The 24,201-nt window shown below is 67.2% G+C and carries 21 protein-coding genes; 10 read left to right on the top strand and 11 right to left on the bottom strand.

Annotation, left to right across the window (positions count from 1 at the left end):
• Window positions 1–116 precede the first annotated feature (116 nt).
• Both ACFTSF_RS01040 and ACFTSF_RS01035 read left to right on the top strand, forming a co-directional pair.
• Window positions 117–644 (top strand): MarR family transcriptional regulator, encoded by a 528-nt coding sequence (locus ACFTSF_RS01040; RefSeq protein WP_344161127.1) that lies wholly within the window; start codon window positions 117–119, stop codon window positions 642–644.
• A 102-nt stretch (window positions 645–746) separates the two neighbouring features.
• Window positions 747–2,261, top strand: a complete 1,515-nt coding sequence (locus tag ACFTSF_RS01035) for a molybdopterin-dependent oxidoreductase (protein ID WP_380151876.1) — start codon at window positions 747–749, stop codon at window positions 2,259–2,261.
• On the opposite strand, the gene ACFTSF_RS01030 is transcribed toward ACFTSF_RS01035, so the two are convergent.
• On the bottom strand, window positions 2,242–2,853 hold the full coding sequence (locus ACFTSF_RS01030; RefSeq protein ID WP_380151875.1) for a TetR/AcrR family transcriptional regulator: 612 nt from the start codon (window positions 2,851–2,853) through the stop codon (window positions 2,242–2,244). The two genes, ACFTSF_RS01035 and ACFTSF_RS01030, sit on opposite strands and share 20 nt — an antisense overlap.
• Window positions 2,854–2,924: 71 nt before the next feature.
• Between ACFTSF_RS01030 and ACFTSF_RS01025 the strand changes: the two genes are divergently transcribed.
• From ACFTSF_RS01025 to ACFTSF_RS01015, 3 genes are read left to right on the top strand one after another with little or no spacing between them, the layout of a single operon-like run.
• Window positions 2,925–3,545 carry a hypothetical protein gene (locus ACFTSF_RS01025; protein ID WP_380151874.1) on the top strand — a complete coding sequence of 207 codons (621 nt, stop codon included), beginning with the start codon at window positions 2,925–2,927 and terminating at the stop codon, window positions 3,543–3,545.
• On the top strand, window positions 3,542–5,605 hold the full coding sequence (locus ACFTSF_RS01020) for a YhgE/Pip family protein (RefSeq protein WP_380151873.1): 2,064 nt from the start codon (window positions 3,542–3,544) through the stop codon (window positions 5,603–5,605). The genes ACFTSF_RS01025 and ACFTSF_RS01020 overlap by 4 nt, the downstream gene beginning before the upstream one ends.
• A 19-nt stretch (window positions 5,606–5,624) precedes the next feature.
• Window positions 5,625–6,566, top strand: a complete 942-nt coding sequence (locus ACFTSF_RS01015) for a cyclase family protein (RefSeq protein ID WP_380151872.1) — start codon at window positions 5,625–5,627, stop codon at window positions 6,564–6,566.
• Here the strand turns inward: ACFTSF_RS01015 and ACFTSF_RS01010 are convergent.
• The 7 genes from ACFTSF_RS01010 to ACFTSF_RS00980 form a co-directional block, all read right to left on the bottom strand.
• A complete protein-coding gene (locus ACFTSF_RS01010) occupies window positions 6,563–7,807 on the bottom strand; it encodes a hypothetical protein (protein WP_380151871.1) in 1,245 nt (414 codons plus the stop codon). The genes ACFTSF_RS01015 and ACFTSF_RS01010 overlap by 4 nt on opposite strands.
• Window positions 7,804–8,643 (bottom strand): carbohydrate ABC transporter permease, encoded by an 840-nt coding sequence (locus ACFTSF_RS01005; protein WP_380151870.1) that lies wholly within the window; start codon window positions 8,641–8,643, stop codon window positions 7,804–7,806. The genes ACFTSF_RS01010 and ACFTSF_RS01005 overlap by 4 nt, the downstream gene beginning before the upstream one ends.
• Window positions 8,644–8,657: 14 nt before the next feature.
• Window positions 8,658–9,548 carry a carbohydrate ABC transporter permease gene (locus ACFTSF_RS01000; protein ID WP_380151869.1) on the bottom strand — a complete coding sequence of 297 codons (891 nt, stop codon included), beginning with the start codon at window positions 9,546–9,548 and terminating at the stop codon, window positions 8,658–8,660.
• Window position 9,549: 1 nt separating this feature from the next.
• Window positions 9,550–10,932: an N-acetylglucosamine/diacetylchitobiose ABC transporter substrate-binding protein gene (gene ngcE, locus ACFTSF_RS00995; protein ID WP_380151868.1), complete on the bottom strand. Its 1,383-nt coding sequence runs from the start codon at window positions 10,930–10,932 to the stop codon at window positions 9,550–9,552.
• A 111-nt stretch (window positions 10,933–11,043) separates the two neighbouring features.
• Entirely contained in the window at window positions 11,044–11,712 is a 669-nt protein-coding gene (locus tag ACFTSF_RS00990; RefSeq protein WP_380151867.1) for an N-acetylmannosamine-6-phosphate 2-epimerase, read from the bottom strand.
• Complete coding sequence (locus ACFTSF_RS00985) at window positions 11,709–12,596, bottom strand: N-acetylglucosamine kinase (RefSeq protein ID WP_380151866.1); 888 nt, start codon at window positions 12,594–12,596, stop codon at window positions 11,709–11,711. Before ACFTSF_RS00985 ends, ACFTSF_RS00990 begins: the two co-directional genes overlap by 4 nt.
• Entirely contained in the window at window positions 12,593–15,247 is a 2,655-nt protein-coding gene (locus ACFTSF_RS00980) for a hypothetical protein (protein WP_380151865.1), read from the bottom strand. Before ACFTSF_RS00980 ends, ACFTSF_RS00985 begins: the two co-directional genes overlap by 4 nt.
• A 103-nt stretch (window positions 15,248–15,350) precedes the next feature.
• On the opposite strand from ACFTSF_RS00980, the gene ACFTSF_RS00975 reads away from it, so the two are divergent.
• Window positions 15,351–16,181: an LLM class flavin-dependent oxidoreductase gene (locus tag ACFTSF_RS00975; RefSeq protein ID WP_380151864.1), complete on the top strand. Its 831-nt coding sequence runs from the start codon at window positions 15,351–15,353 to the stop codon at window positions 16,179–16,181.
• Between the two features lie 19 nt (window positions 16,182–16,200).
• On the top strand, window positions 16,201–17,286 hold the full coding sequence (locus ACFTSF_RS00970) for a glycoside hydrolase family 172 protein (protein WP_380151863.1): 1,086 nt from the start codon (window positions 16,201–16,203) through the stop codon (window positions 17,284–17,286).
• On the opposite strand, the gene ACFTSF_RS00965 is transcribed toward ACFTSF_RS00970, so the two are convergent.
• A complete protein-coding gene (locus tag ACFTSF_RS00965; RefSeq protein ID WP_380151862.1) occupies window positions 17,283–18,692 on the bottom strand; it encodes a gamma-aminobutyraldehyde dehydrogenase in 1,410 nt (469 codons plus the stop codon). The two genes, ACFTSF_RS00970 and ACFTSF_RS00965, sit on opposite strands and share 4 nt — an antisense overlap.
• Window positions 18,693–18,699: 7 nt before the next feature.
• Window positions 18,700–20,313, bottom strand: a complete 1,614-nt coding sequence (locus ACFTSF_RS00960; protein ID WP_380151861.1) for an amidohydrolase — start codon at window positions 20,311–20,313, stop codon at window positions 18,700–18,702.
• A 158-nt stretch (window positions 20,314–20,471) separates the two neighbouring features.
• Between ACFTSF_RS00960 and ACFTSF_RS00955 the strand changes: the two genes are divergently transcribed.
• Entirely contained in the window at window positions 20,472–21,860 is a 1,389-nt protein-coding gene (locus tag ACFTSF_RS00955) for an aspartate aminotransferase family protein (RefSeq protein ID WP_380151860.1), read from the top strand.
• Window positions 21,861–22,220: 360 nt separating this feature from the next.
• On the opposite strand, the gene ACFTSF_RS00950 is transcribed toward ACFTSF_RS00955, so the two are convergent.
• On the bottom strand, window positions 22,221–22,760 hold the full coding sequence (locus ACFTSF_RS00950; protein ID WP_380151859.1) for a TetR/AcrR family transcriptional regulator: 540 nt from the start codon (window positions 22,758–22,760) through the stop codon (window positions 22,221–22,223).
• 80 nt (window positions 22,761–22,840) lie between these two features.
• Between ACFTSF_RS00950 and ACFTSF_RS00945 the strand changes: the two genes are divergently transcribed.
• Entirely contained in the window at window positions 22,841–23,734 is an 894-nt protein-coding gene (locus ACFTSF_RS00945; protein WP_380151858.1) for an SDR family oxidoreductase, read from the top strand.
• Window positions 23,735–23,743: 9 nt separating this feature from the next.
• Window positions 23,744–24,091 carry a darcynin family protein gene (locus tag ACFTSF_RS00940; protein WP_380151857.1) on the top strand — a complete coding sequence of 116 codons (348 nt, stop codon included), beginning with the start codon at window positions 23,744–23,746 and terminating at the stop codon, window positions 24,089–24,091.
• Window positions 24,092–24,201: the final 110 nt, after the last annotated feature.

Genomic DNA, 24,201 nt, shown 5'->3' with positions numbered 1-24,201 from the left:
TACTGGTCTGGACAGGTGCCCGGTTACGCTCAGGAAGTTTGCGAGTGACGGTCGATCTGTAGCCAAAAGGTCACCCCGTGTAGCGAAGTGAACTAGTCAGCTACTAGAGTCCGCGCATGACCATCGCGCCTTCGCTTTGCTCGCCCCTAGCGCTCGCCGATGCAGAACCCACCCGCGCCGCGGAACCCTGGGAAAGCGACGTCATCACGGCCTACGGTCTGCTGCGGGAAGCCGCAGCCGAGCTGGATCAGTTGATGCGGCACTCTCTCAAGCGCAGTGGTCTGCAAATGGCAATGTTCGAACTGTTGCTGCGGCTGGCCCGCAGTCACGGGGAGAAGCAGCGTTTGACCTCCCTGGCCCGGGAGTTGACCGTCACCACCGGCGGCATCACCCGGCTCGTCGACCGTGCCGAGAACCTCGGCCTGGTTCGTCGCGAGCCGTGCCCTGACGACGCCCGCGGTTCGTACGCGGTGATCACCGAGGAGGGGAAGCGGCGGCTGCGCGAAGCACTGCCGGATCACCTCCTGGAGATCGACAGCCTGTGGATGTCGCAGCTGTCCGACGAGCGCGAGGTTGTGCTCGGCAAGCTGCGCCGGGTCCGGGACAACGCACGTCGCTGGCCGAACGGCCGGCCGGCGCTCTGAGCGAGCAGTAGATCAAGCAAGTACAACTTCAACGCATTACCCGGAACTAACGGATGGGGCGCTCGACTGGTGTCGGGCGCCCCTCCGCGTCAAGGTTGAGATGTGAATCAACATCGTGCGACCCGATGGCGTGGCGCGATCGGCGGCATCCTGGCCGCCCTCGCCGGTCTGGCAGCGGGCAGTGTCGCGGCCGGCTTACTCGGTACGTCGCAGACTCCCGTGGTCGCGATCGGCTCGGCGTTCATCGATCGAGTGCCGCCGTGGCTGAAGGACCTGGCGATCTCCTGGTTCGGCACGAACGACAAGACCGCGCTCCGGATCGGCATTCTGATCGTCCTGCTCGCGCTGGCCGCGATCGGCGGCATCCTCGCCGTACGGCGATATTGGGCCGGCGCACTGATCGTCGTCGCACTAGGCGGGGTCGCCGTGGCGGCCGCGTTGACCCGCGCGGACTCGGGCCAAACCGGATTCGTCCCGTCGGCCGTCGCCGGCCTGACCGCGCTCGGCGTACTACGTCTGAACACGAAACGTCTGGAACCGCTGATCGACTTCCCCGATGACGGCGTCAGCCGCCGGGGCTTTCTGCAGTTGTCGGGCGGTGTCGCGATCGGTTCGGCCGCGCTCGGCCTGCTCGGCCGCGTGATCAGCGGCAGCCGAACCGCGGTGGCGGACGCCCGCAGAAACCTCAAGCTGCCGCTACCGCCGTCACTCGAGCCACCGGCCGGCGTACAGGCTGAGGGTGCAACGCCATGGGCAACGCCGAACGAAGACTTCTACCGCATCGACACCGCGCTCGCCGTCCCGCAGATCATGCCGTCGGACTGGAAGCTGCGGATCCACGGCATGGTCGACAAGGAACTCAACCTCACCTTCGACGACCTGCTGAAGCGCAAGGTCATGCACAAGTGGGTCACGTTGACCTGTGTCAGCAACGAGGTCGGCGGCGACCTGATCGGCAACGCGTTGTGGTCCGGCGTACTCCTGAAAGACCTCCTCGAAGAAGCTGGCCCGTCGAAGGACGCCGACGCGATCCAGTCGACATCGAAGGACGGATTCACCGCCGGTACGCCGCTCAGTACGCTGCTCGACGATCGCCAGGCGATGCTCGCGTTCGCGATGAACGGTGAGCCGCTGCCGGTGGCACACGGGTTCCCGGTGCGGATCGTCGTACCGGGGTTGTACGGCTACGTGTCGGCGACGAAATGGCTGACCGATATCGAGGTGACGCGGTTCGATCAGTTCGAGGCGTACTGGACACCTCGGGGCTGGTCGGAGCTCGGGCCGATCAAGCTGTCGTCGCGGATCGACGTACCGCTTGGCAAGAAGGTGACCGCCGGACCGGTGACCGTGGCAGGCGTGGCGTGGGACCAGCATGTCGGGGTGTCGAAGGTCGAGGTCCGCGTCGATGGTGGCCCTTGGCAACAAACCACTCTGGCCGCGGACGGTTCGATCGACACCTGGCGGCAGTGGCACTGGACCTGGGACGCGCCGCGCGGGACGCACATCCTGCAGGTTCGCGCGGTCGACGCCAAGGGCACTCCGCAGATCGAAGCCTCCGCACCACCGGCGCCCGACGGGTCGACCGGCCTGCACACGATCAGCGTGAAGGTCGACTGACCGCGTCCAGCACGATCGGCAGGAAGGCGTGCTCAAGCGATCCCGCGGGAACGGCAGAAGGCTCGAGCAGGCTCTGTGAGCGCGCGCCCTCGTGGAGCGCGATCACCAGCCGGACGAACTGCTCGGCGGGCACGCTGAACTGCACATGACTCGCCGCTGAAATCTCCTCGACCAACCGGGTCAGGCTGGCCCGGAACATCGCGCGCTGCTCGGCCAGCGCCCGCGCCGCCTCGGGGTTGCGCAATGCGTGCAAAGTGAACTCTGTGGAGATCAGGTGCCACTGCCGCTGATCCCCGATAGCCTCGTCGAGCAGGCCCAGTACGGCGTCCAGCAGCGTGCCGGGCTGGTTGGCCAGTTCGGGCAGCAGCGCCTCGATCTGCTCGAGCAGCCGGTCGGTCGTTGCCTGGAACAACGCCAGCACCAGCTCGTCCTTGGAGCCGAAGTTCGAGTAGAACGCACCCCGCGTGAACCCGGCCTGGTCGCAGATGTCCTCGACCGAGGCACCGGCGAACCCGCGCTCGGCGAAGACTTCCAGCGCGCCTGCGAGCAGGCGGGCCCGAGTGGCGGTACGACTGCGCTTGGGTGCTTCCATAAGAGTAGGATACAGTTCTGTATTGAATACACAACCGTATTGAACTGCCGGAGAAGAAGGCGGAGCGTGAGATGCAGCTCGAGGCCACCAAGGTCAGCGTGTTCGGTCCGCACGCGCCGATGCTGACCGGCATGTCGGTGCAGGTCGACGAAAAGCAGGTCATCCTGCTGACCGGCTATCCGGGCCCCGGGCACGTGGCTGCCGCGCTGGCCCTCTCCGGTCGTCTCGTGCCGGACACCGGCGAGGTGACACTGCAGGGCTCCTCCGATCCCGCCGTACTGCGCCGCAAGGTCGCTGTGGTCGACGCGCCAGGAATTACCGAGCCGGATGACGCACTGCCTGTTCAGACGGTGGTCGGCGAGGAGCTGGCCATGGCTGGTCACAAGGCCGGCCGGAAGGCTGTGCTGGCGTGGCTGGAAGAACACGGTGCCGCTGAGCATGCCAACACCCGGTTCGAGCACCTCCCGGTCGCTGCACGCACCAGACTGCTCGCCGAGCTGACCGTCGCCCGGCCGGACGTGAAGGTCGTCATTCTGACCATGCCGGACCGCCATGGCGGCGATCCGCACGAGTGGTACGCACTGGGCCAGGATCTGGCCGACCGGGGCTACGCAGTCCTGATCACGTGCGCAGATACCTCCGCCCGGTTGCTCGACGTACCCGCAGATCAAGTTGAGGAGATGAAGGCGTGACCGCGCTCCGGATGGCCCTGAGTGAGCTCCGGCGGCTGACCGCTGGCCGACTGCCCAAGCTGGCCGTGGTCGCTCTACTGCTGGTCCCCGTCCTGTACGGCGGCCTGTATCTCTACGCGAACCACGATCCGTACAGCAGGCTCAACCAGATTCCCACCGCGGTCGTGGTGGAGGACGAGGGCACCACGCTGGCCACCGGCGAGAAGCTGAACGTCGGGCCGGAGGTGGCCGACGAGCTGGTCAAGTCGAAGAGCTTCGGCTGGCACAAGGTCACCCGCGCCGAGGCGACCAAGGGTGTGTCGGACGGCAAGTACGAGTTCGCCCTGGTGCTGCCCAAGTCGTTCTCCGGGGACCTGGCCTCCAGTGCGGACTTCACGCCGCGACAGGCGAACCTGGAGCTGATCACCAACGACGCCAACAACTACGTCGCGCACACCATCGCCAACCAGGTCGTCGCTCAGGTCACCAAGACCGTCGCGTCCCAGGTGAGCGAGACGGCGGCGAGCAAGCTGCTGGCCGGGTACAACACGATCCACGGTCAGATCAGCCAGGCTGCCTCAGGTGCAGCCCAGCTGCAGAACGGGCTGACGAGTGCGTCCACTGGCGTCGGCAAGCTGCAGTCCGGCGCCGGCCAGCTCAACACTGCCCAGCAGCAGCTGTCGGCCGGTGCGACCAAGCTGGCGACAGGAGCAGGACAGGCACAGCAGGGCGCGGCGAAGCTGGCCACTGGCGCTGACCAGCTCAGCGACGGCTTGGGCACGCTGAAGAGCAAGACTGCGAGCCTGCCGAAGCAGACCAAGGCGTTGGCGAACGGCGCCGACCAGGTGGCCGACGGCAACGAGAAGATCGCCGGTGTGGGTCGTCAGGTCGCCACTGCGTCGAACACGCTGGTCAAGGACCTCAAGGCGTTCGACAAGACGCTCGCAGCCCGTCTGAAGGCACAGGGCCTGAGCAACCACCAGATCAACCAGATCCTCTCCGAGACCGCCAAGCTGCGCGGTCCGGTCGTCCGGGCGAACACCAAGATCCAGTCGACCTCCACTCAGCTCAACCAGCTGGCCGGTGGCGCTCGCAAGGTGTCCAACGGCGCTGCCGCACTCGCCAAGGCCACACCAGCCCTAACCAACGGCATCAGTACGGCGGCCAATGGCGCCAAGCAGCTCGACACCGGGGCCGGCCAGCTGGCGACCGGTCTCACGACGCTGCAGTCCGGTGCGCAGCAGCTCGCGGCCGGTGAGAAGCAGGCGGTCACCGGGCAGGGGCAGCTCCTGGGCGGTGTGAACAGCCTTGCCAACGGTGTTACCCAGTTGAAGAACGGCGCGACGCAGCTGAACACCGGTCTGGAGAAGGGCGTCAAGCAGATCCCCAACCCGACCGCTGAGCAGCGCAAGGCGGTGGCCGAGACCCTGGGTGCACCTGTCACCCTGCAGAACGTCTCCCAGGCGAGTGCCGAGAGCTATGGCGCCGGTCTGGCCCCGTTCTTCCTCTGCCTGGCCTGCTGGATCGGTGCCTACGTGCTCTTCCTGCTGGTGCGGCCGCTCTCCCCGCGTGCACTCGCCGGACTGCAGTCGCCGTTCCGTGTCGCGCTCGGTGGCTGGCTGCCGCCCGCACTATTCGGTGCGATCCAGGCGGCGCTCGTCTTCACCGCGGTGACGCTCGGCCTCGGCATCAACACCGCGCACCCGTGGCTGACCGTCGGCTTCCTGATGCTGACCTCGATCACCTTCGTGGCGATCCTGCACGCGCTGGCCTCGTGGTTCGGTGCCATCGGTAAGTTCCTTGGCCTGGTGATGATGGTGGTCCAGCTGGTCAGCGCGGGCGGCACGTTCCCGTGGCAGACCATCCCGGCACCGCTGTACTTCTTCCACCACGCGCTGCCGATGAGCTACGCGATCGACGGCGTCCGCCACCTCATGTACGGCGGCTCCACCGCCTCACTCGGCAAGGACCTGCTGGCACTCGGCGCCTGGTTCGCAGTGGCACTGGCCGCGTCTACTCTGGCCGCACGCAAGCAGCGCGTCTGGCCCGCGAAGAAGCTGCAGCCAGAGCTCGCGTTGTAAACCAGGAGGCGGTGCTGGGATGACGACACCCACACAGGACGACGTACTCGGGTACTTCGAGACACTGTCGAACTGGGGGCGGTGGGGTGACGACGACCAACTCGGCACGCTGAACCACATCACCAACGACGTCCGGCTGGCCGCGGCGCGCGCAGTGCGCCACGGCCGGAGCGTTTCGTGCGCCTGGGAGGTCGCCGTACCGGGTGAGATGGAGCGGTCGACCAACGTGTGTCCGTCCGCGGTCGAGATGCCAGGCGCTGAGCACATGCCGCAGCTGTTCCAGAACGACCGGCGCTGGGGTTTCTCGAACGAGCGCCTCGGCATCATGTTCCACGGCAACACGATCACCCACCTGGATTCGCCGTGCCACCTCCTCTGGGACGGCAAGCTGTACAACGGTCGGCCGCACTCGATGATTGATGCCGAGACGGGCTCGTCGTGGGCCGCCGTCACGGCGGCGGCGAACGGGATCGTCACGCGTGGCGTCCTGCTGGACATTGCGGCGGTCCGTGAGGTCCCGTGGCTGGAACCAGGTGAGGGTGTGTTTCCCGAGGACCTCGAGGCGGCCGAGCGCCGCCAGGGCGTGCGGGTGCAGTCCGGCGACGCACTACTCATCCGCACCGGCTACGGCCGCGCACGGCACCAGGAAGGCCCCTCCGGCGGGATCACGCAGGCCGGCTGGCACGCGGCCTGTCTGCCGTGGCTGCAGGAGCGGGAGGTCGCACTGATCGGCGCCGACACCCCACAAGACGTGCAGCCTTCCGGGTACGACGACATCCTGATGCCAGTGCACGCCGTGAGCCTCGTTGCGATGGGCCTGTGGATGCTCGACAACTGCGATCTCGAGGAGTGCGCGACGACTGCTGCCGAGCTCGGTCAGTGGGACTTCCAGCTCGCCGTCGCACCAGTCCGCTTCGCCGGTACGTCGGGTAGTCCGATCAACCCGATCGCCACCTTCTAAGCGTTGACGAAGGCCGCTGTCTCAGTCACCAGCTGATTCGTCGTCGGCTGGTCGAAGTAGGTGATGAGCGCTTCGTACACACCTGCTTCGGCCGCGGTCGAGTCGACGACGTACCCGAAGTAGCCGTCGGTGTAGCCGACTACCCGCGTGATCGGATGGCTGCTCTTCTCCTGCACAGCGGCTCCGTGCAGAGCGAACAGCTCCACCGGCAGGTTCACCCAGCACACGTCGCCCAAGGTGACCACGCTGACCGGTAGCTCGAGTTCTGCGGGCAGGTCGGCCGCAGCCATCAGCGCCTGCCCGCGAGCGCCGTCCAACCGGGTCTGCGCGATCCTGGCCGACGGGTCGTCCACACCACGACGCACCGCGCTCTCAGCCGCTCTCACGATCGCAGCCGCGTCTTCGGCCGGCGGGAGCGCCCGCACCGGCAAACGGATCGCCGTACGGCGGATGCTCGGTGTCACCGAAGGTAGTGCGAGCCCTGGCTCGGCCAGCGCCTCTCGCACTCGCGTTGCCAGCAGCTCGCCCAGCCTGGTGATCTCCACCGCGCCACGTCCCTGCCGAGTGAACCTCGGACTGACATCACCGGCCGCGCCCTGCAGATAGCCGACCACAGCCGGCTCAAGCGCAGCCCTGGCCGCACCTGGCCAGTCAGCCGACCACAGCAGGTTCTCCGGCCCGTACGTCGTCGGATGGCATGCGAAGTCCAGCAGAACGGCCTGCAGCGAACCAGTCAACGAGTGCAGCGCGAGCACCCCGGCCGTGTTGTCGTGCGGACCGTCCTCCCGATGCCGGTTGGTACCGACCCCGGTCACTTCCACCGACCGCCACGACGCAACCACCGGCTGCCGAGTCAGTACGGCGTTCGCCACCGCCGAGACGAGTGGTTCGTACAGTGCGGCCTCACGCTCGGCCGGAATCACCGGGTGGATCTGGCCGGTCCAACCGCTCGGACCGGAGTGCGTGTGCGAGGCCGACACGACCACGTGCTCTGACGGGATACCAGCGGCGCGTCCGGCCGCTGCGGACAGTTCGGCGGTCAACTCCGCGCCGACCGCGATCGCGTCCAGGGTCAACCACAGCACGCCGGGGGCATCCGCCGTACTGAGCCAGATGATCGTGGCGCGGAGTGGGTCGGCCACACCGGTCGCCGGGCCCGTGCGGGCGGCGTACCCGTCCAAGGGGTGGCCGGAGGGAGGTGTTACGTCCAGGGACGTAGCTGCAAGGAACAGATCCTTCACTTCAGGGCTCCTGCGGTCATACCGGCACTGATCTGCCGATGGAAGACAAGGTAGACCGCGAGGACCGGGAGGATCGAAATGGTGAGACCGGCGAACAGCCCGGAGTAGTCGGAGTGGTACCCCTGGGTCACCGCGAGGTTCGCCAGCCCCTGGGTGACCAGGTAGCGGTTCTCGTCGGTCATCAGCACCAGCGGCAGCAGGTACTCGTTCCACATCCCGAGGAACTGGAAGATGCCGATACTGACGAGACCCGGCCGGGCCAGCGGCAGCATGATGCGGAACAGCACACCCCAGTGCGAGCAGCCGTCGACGAGCGCGGCCTCGGCGAGCTCCCTGGACTGGGTCTTGAAGAAGGCGGTCAGGAAGAAGACCGAGAACGACATCCCGCCGGTCGCGTAGACCAGGATCAGTCCGAGGTAGGTGTTCATCAGTCCGAGGTTCTGGACGACGAAGAACAGCGGTACCAGGGCCATGAAGCCGGGAAACACCATGCCGCCGACGAAGACGTAGTACAGGACCTTGCTGCCCGGGAACTCGAACTGCGCCAGCACGTACGCGACCGCGGCCGAGAGCAGCAGGCAGACCACGACACCGCAGGTCACCACGACCAGGCTGTTGAAGAAGTACCGGCCGATGTGTGACTCGCTCCAGGCCCGGCTGAAGTTGTCCCAGTGCCACACCGCCGGCAGCTGCCACGGACTCTGGAAGATCTCGGAGTCGGTCTTGAAGGAGCTCATCACCGACCAGAGCAGCGGGAACAGCACCATCGCGCCCCACACCAGCGCGAAGCCCTGCGTCAGCCCGCCGAACAGCCGACCGGTCGCCGTCCGGGTCATCGAACGCTCTCCCATCAGTAGACGACCCGCTCGCGGCGAGTGAGCCGGAACACCAGCACGGTCAGGATCATGTTCAGCGCGAACAGCGTCACGCCGATCGCCGACGCGTAGCCGAACTTCCCGTACGTGAACGCGTTCGTGTACATGTACAGCGAGATCACCTGGGTGGCGTCGTTCGGACCGCCCGGCCCGACCGACAGCACCTTGATCAGCGCGAACTGGTCGAGTGCACCGATCACCAGGAACGCGATCGCGACCTGCACGGTGTTCCAGATCAGCGGCAGCGTGATCCGGAAGAACGCCTGGAGCGAGCCGGCGCCGTCCAGGAGTGCCGCCTCGTACAGCTCCTTCGGGATCGCCGCCATCGCCGCGGTGAACAGCACCACGTAGAAGCCGACACCGCCCCAGACCACGACCGCCATGATCGAACCGAGGGCGGTGTCCCCGTCGCCCAGCCAGGGTTGGGCGAGCGCGTCCAGACCGATCGCGCGCAGGAAACCGTTCAGCAGACCACCGCGCGGCTCGAAGATGAACTGCCACAGCACGCCGACGACGGCGATCGACAGCACCGCCGGGAAGAAGTACACGATCTTGTAGAACTTCGCGCCCCAGATGCCACCGCGGTGGTTGAGCACCGCGGAGAAGAACAGCGACATCGTGATGATGATCGTCGGCAGGCTGACCAGCAGGAACAGGTTGTGCCGCAACGCCGTCCAGAACACCGAGTCGTGGAACAGCGTGACGAAGTTGTCGAACCCGATGTACTGGTAGGTCGCCGACAGGCCTTCCCAGTCGGTGAACGCGATCGGGAAGGCCTGCAGGTACGGCGAGACCACGAAGACGGCGTAGAGCCCTAGCGGGATCAGCAGCAGGCCGACGACGAAGCGGTACTTGCCGTGATGCATGTCAGGCGTGGAACTTCTTGATCGACGGGTCCTTCGCCGTCTCGTCGGCGTACTTCTGCATCTGCTTGCTCCACTCGTCCGGCGTCACCTCGCGGTTCATCAGCGCGGCCATCGCCTTGTCCGAGTTGTCGAGCAACTTCTTGTACCAGATGCGGAACTGCCAGTCGTTGAACATGTTCGAGCCGGCCGCCGCGATCGCCTTCTGCATCGACTCGGCCGCGTGGGTCAGCTTGACGCCGTCGGTACCACCCTTGACCACCACCGGCGAGTTGGTCAGGCCGGCGAAGTTCTGCATGCACTTCTTCGAGATCATGATCCGGAGCAGCTCCAGCCCACCCTGCGGGTTCTTGGCCTGCGCGGGCACGATCAGCGCACCACCGGGGCCGCCGGTCAGCGTCTCGAACGGCGCCTTGTCGTCGGCTGACCAGCCCGGGATCGGCATCATCGTCATCGCGAAGTCCTTGGGCGCGTCCTGGCCGGACTCGTTCTCCAGCCAGCCACCGCAGGGGATGAAGACCGCTTGCCCCTTCGCCCAGAACGCCTGCGACTGCTTGTGGTCGATGGCCTGCGAGCCCTCCAGCAGGTAGCCCTTCGCGGCCAGCTCTTGGTAGCCCTCGGCGGCCTGGACCAGCGCCGGATCCCGCCACGCGTTCGGTGCGAGGTTGTCGACCTTCTTCTTCAGCTCCGGACCGGCCGCCTTGTACGCCGTCATCAGCATCGGGCTGGTCAGGTAGCCCGGGTACTTACCCTGGTAGGTCCACGGCGCGATCTTCGTCGACTTCTTGATCTCTGCGCAGAGGGCGAGCATCTCCGGCCAGGTCTTCGGATACGTCCAGCCGTGCTCGTCCATCAGCTTCTGGCTGAACCAGATGCCACCGGTGCCGATCACGTAGGGCATCTCGTACTTGACCCCGTCATAGACGCCGTGTTCGGCAACGCCGGGCAGCAGGGTGTCGCGGACCTTCACGCCCGGCTGGTCGTAGGCCTCCATGTCGAGCAGCGCGCCGATGTCCATGACCTGCTTCTTCGCAGCCAGCGCGGCGCCGTCGAGACCGACGTTCTCGATCAGGTCGGGCGGGTTGCCCTGGATGAACCGCGGCTGCAACTGCTGCTGGAGCTGCTGGCCGCTCGTCAGCTTCACCGCTGCCTGCGGAAACTCCTTGCGGTACAGGTCCAGTGGCATCTCGGTCCACTTCTTCCCGTACCCGCCGTCGAAGTTGAAGAACTCCAGCGGTTTGCTGCCGTCGACCTTCGCGCCGAGGGTCGGCGCCGGGCCGGACTTCTCGACGACCGGCTTCGCACAGGACGCCAGCGCACCCACGGCCGGCGCCGCGAGCGCGACGCGGAGAAGGGTACGGCGATCGACCTTGCCGTCTGTGCTCATGAGACGCGTCCTCTCCAGGGATTGGGTTGGGACATGGATACGCCCGCGCGACCGGCCTGCGGAAGGGGATTCGACCTGGATCGACAAGGTGGAGTAGACCACTCCGATGGGCTATGACGTGCTGATCGCGCTCACCAGGCGGGCGGTGATGTCCATCGGATTCGTGATCGCGTAACCGACCACGACGGCGTACGCGCCCGCATCGCAGACTGCACGGACGTCGTCCGGCGTCCGAACCCTGCCCTCGGCAACGACCGGGCAGTCCAGCTTGGCCACCAACTGCCGGACCAGCTCGACGTCTGGTCCGCTCGGAGTGTGGCCATTGGTATAGCCGGACAGGGTCGACGCGACCAGGTCGGCACCGGCTTCACGGGCGGCGATCCCGGCCTCGAGGGTGTCCACGTCAGCGAGGACCGGTACGCCGAGTTCGGCGTGGATCCGGGCGATTTGCTGGTCCAGCCGCTGTCCGTCCGGGCGTGGTCGCAGGGTGCCGTCGAGCGCGATCAGATCGGCGCCGGCTCTGACGATGTCGATCGCGGACTCGAACGTCGGCGTGATGAAGACGCCCGACGGGTCGCCGAGTTTGTTGATCCCGATGATCGGGAGCGTAGTGACCGCACGGATCGCGGCGACGTCGGCGGCTCCGTTGGCGCGGATCGCACCGGCACCACCGGCCTCGGCAGCGCGAGCCATCAGCGCCATCGACTCCGGAGCGTGCAGCGGATTGCCGGGGGCAGACTGGCAGGACACCACGAGGGTGCCTTGAGCTAGAACTGTCATTGTTTCCTCTGGATCACTGTCAGGGCGGTGTAGGGGCCGGGGTCGGCGGTGGCGAGTCGCTCGGCACCGTCCAGCGATGAGCCGGCGGCGGGGACCAGGTGGGCGCGGGCGGACAGCACTGCGCGGACCGGGTCGAGCAGTTGTTCACCCGCACCGGCGAACAGTCCGCCGACACACGCGACCGGGACCAGGTCTGTGCCGGCCAGCTTCTTGACTGCGGCCTCGATCGTCTCGGCGATGTCCGCGGCCGCGCCGGCCAAGATGTCGAGGGCAACAACATCGCCTTCGGCAGCACACCGCAGTACGTCGGGCGCGAACCTGGCCACGTCGTCGACGAGGGTCGGCGAACGGTAGTAGGCAATCGGATCCAGCGTCGTCTCGGCGAGCTTGGTGACCGGACCACGCCCGTCCCGAGCCTTTTGTACGGCGCGAAGTCCGGCACGGCCGATCGCGAACGCACTCCCGGCGTCGCCGAACAAATACCCATGTCCGTCGAGCTTGTGCCAACTGCCGTCCCGATCCACCGCCAGACACACCAGACCGGTGCCTGCGGCAACTACCACACCGTACCCGTCAGGAAGTGCGCCCGCGTGAGCGGTCACCATGTCCTGAGTCAGCCGAACCTCATCCGCCTCCAGCAACTGGAGGACTTGAGCTGCAAATTCGGTAGCTGTGTCGGCGGGGTACCCGGTCAATCCAAGTGCTGCGACTCCGACCGGACCACTGAGGTTGGCAGCAGCTGCCGCCGTACCAATGGCCTTGAGCATGTGGTCGGCGGCGTTCGGGCCGTGCGTGTAGCCGGGGCCCACGCCGGTTGCGCCGGTGGGAAGGACGCGGAGGCGGAGGGCCGACTGGCCGCCGTCGATGGCGACATTGACCTTCATGCGGTGATCCAGTGGGAGTAGTCCTGCCAGGGCAGGTGCCAGCGGTTGACCTTGCGGGTTCGGCGGTCCTGGCCGGCGGTGTCGTTGGCGACGAGGCGGACGGAGCCGAGTTCCTCGTCGTACAGGACGGCTGGGGATCCGGTGAAGTGCAAGGTGCCGACAGGTTCCCACGGGGTGTGGCCGCCGCGCACGTCGATCATCGAGCAGTGGTGGATGTGACCGTCGGCGCCCAGGACGTAGACCTCGATCGCGTTGGCACCGGGGTTGAAGGCAACTACCGGCTCGTCGGCCAGTTCGAGGTCGCCGAGTTGTTGCCAGCGGCCCTGGCCGACGCGGTCGTCGAGGTAGGTGTGGTGCAGGTGGCCGTCGGTTCCGCGGACGTAGATCTCGTCGGCCCCGACCGGTTCGTTGCGCGCCCACACCGGTTCGCCGGCCGCGATCAGGTCACCGAGGACAGCCTGTACGCCGTTCTGGATCCGGATCACGCGGCCGTCGTCGCGGCGGGTGAAGGTGGCCGGTGCCGGCTGACCGGCTGCGATCGCGTCGAATTCCGCCCGAATCGCCGCAGGCAGTTCGGACAGACTTGAGGGGGCCGGCGGGAAGAAGTTGTCGCCGGTCAGGTAGAGCATCGCACCGATGATCGAGGGGGCGACGGACCAGCCGGTCTCCACGCAGTACGGTCCCCAGCCGAGGTCGGCGTTCGAGCCGAAATACTCCCAGGAGTCGAAGTCGAAGGCGCGCTGCCAGGTGCCGTCGAGCTGCTCGTCATCGGGGTCGTCGATCTGGATGCGGCTCAGGTAGTCGAGGACGCCGTGCGCTAGCTCCTCGAACACCGGCTCGCCGGTGATTTGGTAGGCCAGTGGCAATGCCCAGGCGGCGAACGGCGTTCCGTACAGCTGATCGGTCACGGGATCACCGTTGGCCGCGAAGATCGCGGCCTCATCGACGCCGTACGCCTCGTTGCTCGGCGGGCACTTCCCGTCCCATTCGGCGAAGCCGCCGTCCGGCCCTTGCCGGCTCTTCAGGTACCCGGCCAGCGAGCGCATCGTCTCGAGGTACTGCGGCTTGCGGGTGTAGTGGTAAGCGCCGACGAGCGGCAGCAGGAAGCGACCGGCCTCGCAGGTGCGGCTCGTCTCCAGGCGCGCCCGCGGATGCTGCCCAGCCATGTGATCGAGGCCGCGAGTGGCGATGTCGAGATAGCCCTGGTCGCCGGTCAGGCCGTACGCGTAGAGGTACGCGCATTGCGCCGAGCTCTGCCAGTGTGAGGTGAGGTCGAGCCCGTCCTCGATCGGCGATCGGGAGAGCTCGTCCCAGCCCTTCACCAGCAGCGTGGACGGCGTCCGCCACGGATCGACCTGCAGACCGAGTTCCGCACTCGCCGTCCGGATCAGCGCCTCGACGCCACGCAATCCGGGCTCGACGTGACCGGACATCAACGCGAACAACGAGATCCAGCCGTTGTCATCGGCAAACAAGTTGTTCGTGCCGGTGAGATCGGTGCGCGCACCCCGGGGTTCGAAGGAACCGTAGAGCTGGTTGCGGTCGGTGAGCTGCTCCTCCTCGACGACCAGCCGCATCAGGTTGTCGGCGATCGTTCGGCCGCGCGGGAAGTCGGCGAGGTCGGCGTACATCCGGAACGCGTGCGCGGTCTGGGTGAAGCAGTCGCCGCGCGGTACCGACCGGAACGGAAGCTTGCCCTCGGCATCGATCTCGTTGGAGAACCCTTCGGCGACACCCTTCGAGCCGTCCGGCGCGTCGTAGAACATACCGGCCCGGTCGTACCAGGCGATCGCCCGGTCGACCATCCGCCGATACCGTTCCGCACGCGGACCGACCGCGACAGTGACGTGCTGATCGCCGACCGCGAAGGTGTGCTCGCCGTCGTCGAGGTACTGCAGGTCGGATTCGAACCGGCCGGGTTTCGTCTCGACCAGGTCGAGCTCGGCACTCGGCTTGGTGCCGGAACGGACCACGAGTTTGACGGGCTCACCGGTCGCGACCCAGACCCGAGGTTCGGTGAACACCTCGATGTCCTCGGCGAGCTGGACGCCGGTCAGCTGGCCGACAATCACCTGCAGGAGGCGACGCCACCGGCGTACCGGCTTGTAGCGGCCCTTGATGTGGTGGCTGAGCGCGGTCGTGGCGTAGAGCAGTCGGCCGTCGCCGACCGGGATGTCGAGCAGCGCCGGGAAGGTGACGTCCGGCGGACCGAAGATCGCCTCATGGGTCCCGGCGACAGTGCCGTAGCTGCACAGCTCGACGGCCTTGCCGCGGACAACGACCTGCTGAGCCTGCGACGAGTGCTCGTCGAGGATCTGCAGCGGCTCGATCCCGGCGAGTGCCACGGTGGTGAAGATCCGCTCGATGTGCGCGGTCCGGATCTCGCCCTGCGGCAGGAAACCGGTGTCGTCGAGCGCGAACTCCACGTACGCCGATCCGCCGGCGCGCACGTATTCCGCCAGCCCGGCCGCGTCGAGGCGGTCGGGTTCGGGGTAACGGCCGGCGACGACGATGACTGCCGAATACCCCGAGAGGTCCACGGGTAATTCGTCGTACCGGATGGAGGCGAGGCCGGCCTGGTCGAGTGCGGCGGTGAACGCGGCGGCCGGGTCCGGCGGGCCGATCACGGCGACAGGCGCAGATACGGTCACCGCATCACTCTGGCCGACCGAGGGCAGCCGGTAAAGCACCCCGGGTAGACCACTCGGGCAGGAAATCCGGCAGCAGGCCCGGGTCCGTGGCAGGCTGGTCGACATGCGCTTTGGGCTGAAGGTCAATCCGGCCGGGTGGGACGACGCGTCGTACTGGGCGAAGGTGGCCGAGGACGCCGGGTTCGACGGGCTGTGGACCGGCGACAACCTGCGGAACCCGCGGGACGCGGCGATACCGGTGCACGACGGGCCGACGATCATCGCGGGCTGGGCGGCGACCACGCAGCGGATCCGGGTCGGCATCCTGATCGCGAACCTGGTCTTCCGGCACCCGACCGTGCTTGCCAAGACCGCGACCTCGCTCGATCACGTCTCCGCCGGCCGGTTCGACCTCGGGATCGGCTCCGGCGTCTGGCCGACCGACCACGGCATGGCCGGTACGCCGGTCTGGACCGCGCGCGAGCGTGCTGAGCGGCTGGCCGAGTTCGTGGCGGTCGTGGATCGGCTGCTGTCGGGTGACGTGACCGACCACGAGGGACCGCACTACCCGTACTCGCTGGCGGCGATGACGCCGGGGACCGTTCAGGAGCGGCTGCCGCTGATCATCGCCGCGAACGCGCCCAAGGCGCTGGCCGTGGTTGCGGCGCATGGAGACGGGTGGGTGACCTTCCCGGGCGCGGCCTCCGAGGAGGAGTTCTACGCCAAGTCGATCGAGCGGTCGCAGGCTCTCGATGCGGCGCTGGATGGGCGGAAGATCCGGCGGCTGCTGCTCGGGTACGGCGAGCTCGACCCGTGGGGATCCGAGGACGGCTTCGCCCGGCTGGTGGAGCGGTACGCCAGGATCGGCTTCGACGAACTGGTGCTCTACGCGCCGAAGGAGCACGAACGAGTGGTCTTCGACAAGGTCGCGAACAGGCTGGACAGCTTCCGCTAGCCACCTAGGGTTGACGCCCATGGGTGACTTCAACGGTCTCGACGTCCATCTCGGCAATGTCGCGCGGCTGTCATCGGCCCGCACGTTTTCCATCAGTGCCGAGAATCGGGACGGCGCGAAGGGCGGCGGCGCGCGGGCGACCGAGGGGACGATGTCGCGGCAGGCCCGCGACCTCGGGGTCGGCTGGAAGATGTCCCCGTGCATCCCGTTGCCGGCCGGCTCGACCACGACGCTGGCTGAGATCGAGGGCTCGGGCGCGATCACGCATATCTGGATGACCGTCGACAAGAAGGTCTGGCGTTCGCTGGTACTGCGGGCGTATTGGGACGGCGAGGAGACGCCGTCGATCGAGGTCCCGCTCGGCGACTTCTTCTGCAGCGGTTGGGGCGAACACGCGCAGATCAGTTCGGTGCCGGTCGCGGTCAACCCGTCGGGCGGTTTCAACAGTTACTGGCAGATGCCGTTCCGCGCCGGTGCCCGGATCACCGTTGAGAATCTGCAAGAGGTCGACGTACCGGAGCTCTTCTACCAGATCGACTTCGTGCGCACCGAGGTTCCGGATGATGCGGCGTACTTCCACGCGCAGTTCCGGCGGTCGAACCCGGTCCCGTACGGCGAGGTGCACACGCTGCTGGACGGTGTTCGGGGGCAGGGACAGTACGTCGGCACGTATCTCGCGTGGGGCTGCAACAACACCGGCTGGTGGGGTGAGGGCGAGGTCAAGTTCTACCTGGACGGCGACGACGAGTTCCCGACGATCTGCACGACGGGAACCGAGGACTATTTCGGTGGCGCGTGGGGATTCATCCACCCCGAGGGCGTGTATGCGACGTTCACAACGCCGTACCTGGGGATGCCGCAGGCGATCCAGCCGGACGGGTTCATGAAGAACCAGCAGCGGTTCGGGTTGTACCGCTGGCACATCACCGACACCATCCGCTTCACGTCGGACCTACGGGTCGACGTGCAGGCCCTCGGGTGGCGGCGCGACGGCCGGTTCCTCCAGCTCCAGGACGACCTCGCCTCTACGTCGTTCTGGTACCAGACCGAGCCGCACGCACCGTTCCCTGTCCTTCCTGGCAAGGACTATCTCGAGGTGATCTAGAAGGCGGACATCACGTGCTTGATGCGGGTGTAGTCCTCGAGGCCGTACATCGACAGGTCCTTGCCGTGGCCGGAGTTCTTGAAGCCGCCGTGCGGCATCTCGGCCACGATCGGGATGTGCGTGTTGATCCACACACAGCCGAAGTCGAGCCGGCGCGACATCCGCATCGCGCGGCCGTGGTCCTTGGTGAAGACGGATGAGGCGAGACCGTACTCGACGCCGTTCGCCCATCGGAGCGCTTCGTCCTCGTCGGAGAAGCGCTGGACGGTGATGACCGGGCCGAAGATCTCGTCCTGGATCGCCTCGTCGTCCTGATGCAGCCCGGACACGACCGTGGGCTCGAAGAAGTAGCCGCGGTCGCCGATCGCGTGCCCACCGGTCTGTACGGCGGCGTGGTCGGGGAGGCGGTCGACGAAACCACGGACCCGGCTGAGCTGGTCGGCGTTGTTCAGGGCGCCGTACGCGACGTCGTCCTCGGGCTGTCCGGTCTTGGTCTGCTTGGCCTGCTCGGTCAGGGCGGCGACGAAGTCGTCGTGGATCCGCGGACCGGCGAGGACGCGGGTGGCCGCCGTACAGTCTTGGCCGGCGTTGAAGTAGCCCGCGCCCGCGATCGCCTCGGCGGCCGCCTCCAGGTCGGCGTCGTCGAACACGACCACCGGCGCCTTGCCGCCGAGCTCGAGGTGGGTGCGCTTCAGGTTGCGCGCGGCCGACGACGCGACCTCGCGCCCGGCACGGACCGAGCCGGTGATCGCGACCAGCTGCGGGATGTCGTGCTCGACCAGCGCGCGGCCCGTGTTGCGGTCGCCGCAGACCACGTTGAGCACACCCGGCGGCAGGAACTCGTTGCACACCTCGGCGAGCAGGATTGTCGAGGCCGGGGTGGTGTCACTCGGCTTGAGGACGATGGTGTTCCCGGCTGCGAGGGCGGGTGCGATCTTCCAGATCGCCATCATCAGGGGGTAGTTCCAGGGGGTGACCTGGCCGACGACGCCGATCGGCTCGCGGCGGATCCAGGAGGTGTGGCCGGGCAGGTACTCGCCGGCCGACCGGCCTTCCAGGACCCGGGCCGCGCCGGCGAAGAAGCGCAGTTGGTCCACACAGGGCGGGATCTCTTCACTTGCGGTCAGCGCCAGCGGCTTGCCGGTGTTGCGGCTCTCGACCGCGGTGAACTCGTCCGCGCGCTGCTCGATCGCGTCGGCGATCTTGAGGATCGCGCGCTGCCGCTCGGCCGGGGTACTGTCCCGCCAGCTCTCGAACGCGCGCGCGGCCGCGGTGTACGCCTGGTCCACGTCCTCCGGCCCGGACAACGGCGCCTGGGCGTACGACTCCCCGGTCGCGGGCGCGATCACGTCGTACGTCGCTCCACTCAGCGCGGGGACCTGCTTGCCGTCGACAAGGTTGTGCATGAGCGTCCTAACTGGTCGGGCCGAAGACGGGTTCGCCCTCGACATAGGTGGCCCGGACTCGGGCGGTGTTGATCTCGTCGGTGGGTGCGGTGAAGGGATCCCGGTCGAGGATCGCCAGGTCCGCGAGGGCACCGACCGCGATCCGGCCGGTGTCGTCGGCGTGGTTCACCCAGGCACTGCCTTGGGTGTACGCCGCGAGTGCGGTCGCCAGGTCGAGCGCCTGCTCGGGGAGGAACGGGTCGTCGGCTTTGTCGGTACGACGGTTGACCGCGACGTGGATGGCTTCGAGCGGATCGGGGCTGGAGACTGGCCAGTCGGAACCGGCAACGAGTCGTGCTCCGGCGGTGTGCAGCGACTGGAAGGGGTATTGCCAGCCGGTGCGCTCGGGGCCGAGGAACGGGATGGTCAGCTCGGTCATCTGGGGCTCGTAGACGGCCCACAAGGCCTGCATATTGGCCGCGACGTTGAGTTCCTGGAACCGCGGAATGTCGTCGGGGTGGATGACTTGCAGGTGGGCGATGTGGTGCCGATTGTCGTTGATTCCGTTGCTGGCTTGGGCTTTGGCGAACGCATCCAGGGCTTCGCGAGCGGCCCGGTCGCCGATCGCGTGCACGTGGACCTGGAAACCGGCCGCGTCTAGTTGGGTCACGTTCTCTTGTAGTGCTTGGGGATCGACGAAGGAGAGGCCGCTGTTGGCGGTGCGGCAGCCGCAACCATCGAAGTACGGGTCGAGCATGGCGGCGGTGAAGTTCTCGGCGACGCCGTCCTGCATGATCTTCACGCTGCCGGCGCGGAATCTGTTGTACTGCAGGTCTTCTCGGCGGGCGATGAGCTCGGGGATCTGCTCGGGACCGCGGTCGCGCTGCCACCAGAGGGCGCCGTTGACGCGGGCGGTCAAGCGACCTGTTTGGGCGAGCTCGACGTACGCGGGAGTGGAGTCGCCGAGGTTGGCGTAGGCGCCGAGGATCGCGTCCTGCCAGCCGGTGATGCCGAGGGAGTGCAGGTAGGCCTGGGCGTCGAGGAGTGCGTCGACCATCTCCTGGTGCGTGGTCGGGGGAACCAGGCGGCCGACCAGGTTCATCGCACCTTCGTGGAGGGTGCCGGTCGGGGTGCCGTCTGCTTTGCGCTCGATCCGGCCGTCAGCGGGGTCGGGGGTTTGCGCGTCGATGCCGGCCATTTGGAGTGCTCGCGAGTTCGCCCAGGCGCTGTGGTGATCCGCGTTGACGAGGAAGGCGGGGCGATTGCCGGTCACCGGGTCTAGGTCGGCGGCATTCGGTGCGCCGCCGGGGAAATCGGGCTGGTGCCAGCCGCCGCCGAGAATCCACGGTGCGGTCGGGTGCTGAGCGCCGTACTGGCTGATCTTTTCCTGGTACGCCGGGAGTCCGTGGAATGGGGAGAGGTCGCAGTGGGCGCGTTCGACACCACCCTGGACCGGGTGGATGTGCGCGTCGACGAACCCGGGGAGCAGCAGACCGCCCTCCAGATCGACGACCTCGGCACCGTTGCGTTGCCCCAGGTCCGGCCCGATCGCCGAGATCCGGCCGCCCTTCACCGCGACCGCGAGACCCGGCCGGTACGCCGTCCCGTCGAAGACGGCGCCGTTCACGAACAGGGTGTCCAAGAGGGGGCCTTCCCTTGTGCGGAATCCGAATCAATTGACCTTCTCAAGTGCTGACATCGACACTCTATCGGCTTTCTGGGCACGAAATCACTTGCCAGGGAAGATTTTGCCAGGCAGGATGGCGAACGACCACCACGCTTTGAGACGAGGGATCCGACATGTCGTCCGACACGATCGGCGATGCCGAATTCGCCAAGCTGCAGCAGTCTGCGCGCGACCACCTCTGGATGCACTTCACCCGGATGTCGAGCTACGACAAGGCCGACGTACCGGTGATCGTCCGCGGTGACGGCGCCTACATCTACGACGCTCAGGGCAAGCGCTACCTCGACGCACTGGCCGGCCTCTTCGTCAGCCAACTGGGCCACGGACGGACCGAACTCGCCGAAGCCGCCGCCAAGCAGGCCTCCGAGCTCGCCTTCTTCCCGCTGTGGTCCTACGCGCATCCCAAGTCGATCGAGCTCGCCGAGCGGGTGGCCGGGTATGCGCCGGGCGACCTGAACCGGGTGTTCTTCACCAGCGGTGGCGGCGAGGCCGTCGAGACCGCGTGGAAGCTCGCGAAGCAGTACTTCAAGCTCACCGGTAAGCCCGGGAAGCACAAGGTGATCAGCCGGGCGATCGCTTACCACGGCACCACGCATGGCGCGTTGTCGATCACCGGGCTGCCCGATTTGAAGGCGCCGTACGAGCCGCTCGTGCCGTCCACCTTCCGGGTGCCGAACACGAACTTCTACCGGGCACCTGTTTTTGGTGATGATGAAGAGGCCTTCGGGCGGTGGGCTGCCGACCAGATCGCCGTCGCCATCGAGAACGAGGGCCCCGACACCGTCGCCGCCGTCTTCCTCGAGCCCGTGCAGAACGCGGGCGGCTGCTTCCCGCCGCCACCCGGGTACTTCCAGCGGGTCCGCGAGATCTGCGACGAGTACGACGTACTGCTGGTCAGCGACGAAGTCATCTGCGCCTTCGGCCGCCTCGGCACCATGTTCGGCGCCGAACGCTACGGCTACCAGCCCGACATCATCACCTGCGCCAAAGGCATCACCTCCGGCTACTCACCCCTAGGCGCCGCCATCGCCACCGACCGCCTCTTCGAACCATTCGCCAAGGGCGACACCACCTTCGCCCACGGCTACACCTTCGGCGGCCACCCCGTATCCGCCGCGGTCGCGCTGGCCAATCTGGACATCTTCGAGCGCGAAGGCATCAACGAGCACGTCCGGGACCACGAGGGGGACTTCCGGGCCACACTCGACAAGCTGCTCGATCTGCCCTTGGTCGGCGACGTCCGCGGTGCAGGCTACTTCTACGGCATCGAACTCGTGAAGGACAAAGCCACCAAGGAAACCTTCAACGCCGACGAGTCCGAACGTCTCCTCCGCGGCTTCCTCTCCAAAGCACTGTTCGACGCCGGCCTCTACTGCCGAGCCGACGACCGCGGCGACCCCGTCATCCAACTCTCCCCACCCCTGATCTGCGACCAGTCCCACTTCGACGAAATGGAGCAGACCATCCGCGCGGTCCTCGTGGAAGCCGAATCCAAGCTGTAGTTCCATCCCACGCCCGCCCACATCCTGTGCGCTACCGCACACGGTGGGCGGGCTCATCGCCCGCATCCCCCGCTTCGCTGCGCTCGCTCCCCCACCCGCCCTTGGTTCCTTCTCCGGCTACGCCGGGGTGATGCGCTGCCGCGCACGTGACGGCTACCGCCGGAGGCCGCGTGGGGTACTCGCCGCAGCCGTGCATTGGCCGCCATCAGCCCGCCTCCGGGCCAACCGCCTTGCACCCGTCCACTCGGATCCGACCCGGGACGTCGCACCTCGGAGTAGAGCGGGAAGCCCCGCGAGAGGTTCCTTGCCGGCCTGGAGCTTGCCGGCCTTCTCCTAGCCCAGGCAGCCCGCACACACGCGCTAGGCGAGGAACCGGCGCGCCAGCTCCTGTGGGTTGAGTCGGGCCGGGTCGCGGCCGCTCATGATGGCGAAGAAGACGGGGCCGATCAGGCGGGCTGAGGCGTCGTCTAGATCGTGGTCGGGGGTTGCGCGGGCGAGGACTGTGCGGGCGCTGTCGCCGAGGATGTCTTTGCCTGCGAGGAGTTGTGCCACTTCGGGATCATGCTGGGCCTCGCCGATGAGGGCTCGGTAGGCGGCGCCGGCGTGGGTGTTGGCCAGGAAGTTGATGAGCGCCTGGAGGTAGGTGGTCAGGTCGCCGAGGGTGTCGCCGGTGGGGGGTACGGCGAGTTCTTCTTCGGCGTCGGCGGCGCTGGCCTCGAAGAGGATTTCCGCCTTGGTCGACCACCAGCGGTAGACGGTCTGCCGGGAGACGCCCGCGCGCTCGGCGATGCCCTTCATCGTCACTGCAGCGTACCCGACTTCGACCAGTAGGTCGTCGACCGCGTGCAGCACAGCTTCTCGGGCGCGTTCGCTGCGGGGGCGGCCGACCTTGCTCTCCATGGCAGAACTATAGCTGGACACCGTGACTCGATATTGCTAATTTAATGGACATCGTGCACCGAAATAGATCTGGAGAAGTCATGCGTGTCTTTGTCACTGGAGCCTCGGGCTGGATCGGCTCCGCCACCGTCGACGAACTGCTCGCCGCCGGCCACGAGGTCGTCGGGCTCGTCCGCTCGGACAGCTCGGCCGCGGCCGTCACCGCGAAGGGCGCGATCGCGCACCGTGGTGATCTCGACGACCTCGACTCGTTGCGGCTCGGCGCCGCGGATTCGGACGCCGTCGTACACCTGGCCAACAAGCACGACTGGGGCAACCCGGCTGAGTCCGACCGCGCCGAGCGGGCCGCCGTCGAGACCATGCTCGACACCCTGGCCGGTACCGACCGCCCCTTCGTGATCGCCAACGCCCTGTCCGGCATCGTCGAAGGTCGCCCGGTCGTCGAGACCGATCCGTCACCGGCGGTCGGCCCCGACTCGGACCGGGGTGGTAGCGAGAACCTCGCGCTGGAGGCCGCCGTACGAGGGGTGCGTTCGGCCGCGGTCCGCTTCGCACCCTCGGTTCATGGGCGCGGGGACTGGGGTTTCGTCACCTGGCTCGCCGAGGCCGCGAGGAAGCACGGCGTCTCCGGCTACATCGGCGACGGCTCAACGACCTGGTCGGCCGTCCATCGCACCGACGCCGCACGTCTCATCCGCCTCGCCGTCGAGCACGCACCGGCCGGTTCGCGTCTGCACGCGGTGGCCGAGGAAAGCCTTACCACCAAGGCGATTGCGGAAGCCCTCGGTACGGCGCTCGCCGTACCAGTCACGTCGATCGACCCGACCGACGCCGCCGCGCACTTCGGAGTCGTCGGCCACTTCTTCGCCACCACGATGACCGCCAAGTCCGCGATCACCCGCGACCTCCTCGACTGGAACCCGACCGGACCCGGGCTGATCGAAGACATCACCTCCGGCGCCTACACGAACTGAGGAGACACCATGTCCGAACTCACCGCCTTCATCCTGGTCAAGACGCGCCGCGAATGGCTCGACCTGACCGTCGCCGAGCGCATCACCGCCTTCGAGACCGAGGTACTGCCCACCGTCCGCGACCGCGTCAGCAACGTCAGCTCACGCTTCTACGACACGGAGTTCTACTCAGCCCGAGTCACCGACATCTGGGTCTGGGAAGCCGCCGACCACGAGTCGTTCCAGCTGGTCGTCGAGGCCCTCCGCGAAACCCGCTTCTGGGACCACTACTTCGACATCGTCGAGATCCTCGTCGGCGTCGAAAACGGCTACGCCAAGCACTACAACACCGCAACCCCCACCACCATCAACGCCTGACACGACGCTAAGAACACGTAGTAGTCCCGCCACGACGGTCGATCGGCCATCCGCTGAGCGCAGCCGACGGTATACGTACCCACCTACTACATGTCCTTACCGACCTGCGC

The organism is Kribbella sp. NPDC056951, from assembly GCF_042674205.1.
GTDB lineage: Bacteria > Actinomycetota > Actinomycetes > Propionibacteriales > Kribbellaceae > Kribbella > Kribbella yunnanensis.
Note: the sequence above shows the minus strand (reverse complement) of the source record. Positions and strands in the feature narration are given on the sequence as shown.

Bases quoted from the DNA above. Each gene is read 5' to 3' on its own strand.
- ACFTSF_RS01025 (WP_380151874.1), top strand. From the start codon at position 2,925: ATGCAGCTCGAGGCCACCAAGGTCAGCGTGTTCGGTCCGCACGCGCCG.
- ACFTSF_RS01040 (WP_344161127.1), top strand. From the start codon at position 117: ATGACCATCGCGCCTTCGCTTTGCTCGCCCCTAGCGCTCGCCGATGCA.
- ACFTSF_RS01015 (WP_380151872.1), top strand. From the start codon at position 5,625: ATGACGACACCCACACAGGACGACGTACTCGGGTACTTCGAGACACTG.
- ACFTSF_RS00990 (WP_380151867.1), bottom strand. From the start codon at position 11,712: ATGACAGTTCTAGCTCAAGGCACCCTCGTGGTGTCCTGCCAGTCTGCC.
- ACFTSF_RS00975 (WP_380151864.1), top strand. From the start codon at position 15,351: ATGCGCTTTGGGCTGAAGGTCAATCCGGCCGGGTGGGACGACGCGTCG.
- ACFTSF_RS00950 (WP_380151859.1), bottom strand. From the start codon at position 22,760: ATGGAGAGCAAGGTCGGCCGCCCCCGCAGCGAACGCGCCCGAGAAGCT.
- ACFTSF_RS00955 (WP_380151860.1), top strand. From the start codon at position 20,472: ATGTCGTCCGACACGATCGGCGATGCCGAATTCGCCAAGCTGCAGCAG.
- ACFTSF_RS00970 (WP_380151863.1), top strand. From the start codon at position 16,201: ATGGGTGACTTCAACGGTCTCGACGTCCATCTCGGCAATGTCGCGCGG.
- ACFTSF_RS00965 (WP_380151862.1), bottom strand. From the start codon at position 18,692: ATGCACAACCTTGTCGACGGCAAGCAGGTCCCCGCGCTGAGTGGAGCG.
- ACFTSF_RS00985 (WP_380151866.1), bottom strand. From the start codon at position 12,596: ATGAAGGTCAATGTCGCCATCGACGGCGGCCAGTCGGCCCTCCGCCTC.
- ACFTSF_RS01005 (WP_380151870.1), bottom strand. From the start codon at position 8,643: ATGACCCGGACGGCGACCGGTCGGCTGTTCGGCGGGCTGACGCAGGGC.
- ACFTSF_RS01000 (WP_380151869.1), bottom strand. From the start codon at position 9,548: ATGCATCACGGCAAGTACCGCTTCGTCGTCGGCCTGCTGCTGATCCCG.
- ngcE (WP_380151868.1), bottom strand. From the start codon at position 10,932: ATGAGCACAGACGGCAAGGTCGATCGCCGTACCCTTCTCCGCGTCGCG.
- ACFTSF_RS01030 (WP_380151875.1), bottom strand. From the start codon at position 2,853: ATGGAAGCACCCAAGCGCAGTCGTACCGCCACTCGGGCCCGCCTGCTC.
- ACFTSF_RS00940 (WP_380151857.1), top strand. From the start codon at position 23,744: ATGTCCGAACTCACCGCCTTCATCCTGGTCAAGACGCGCCGCGAATGG.
- ACFTSF_RS00945 (WP_380151858.1), top strand. From the start codon at position 22,841: ATGCGTGTCTTTGTCACTGGAGCCTCGGGCTGGATCGGCTCCGCCACC.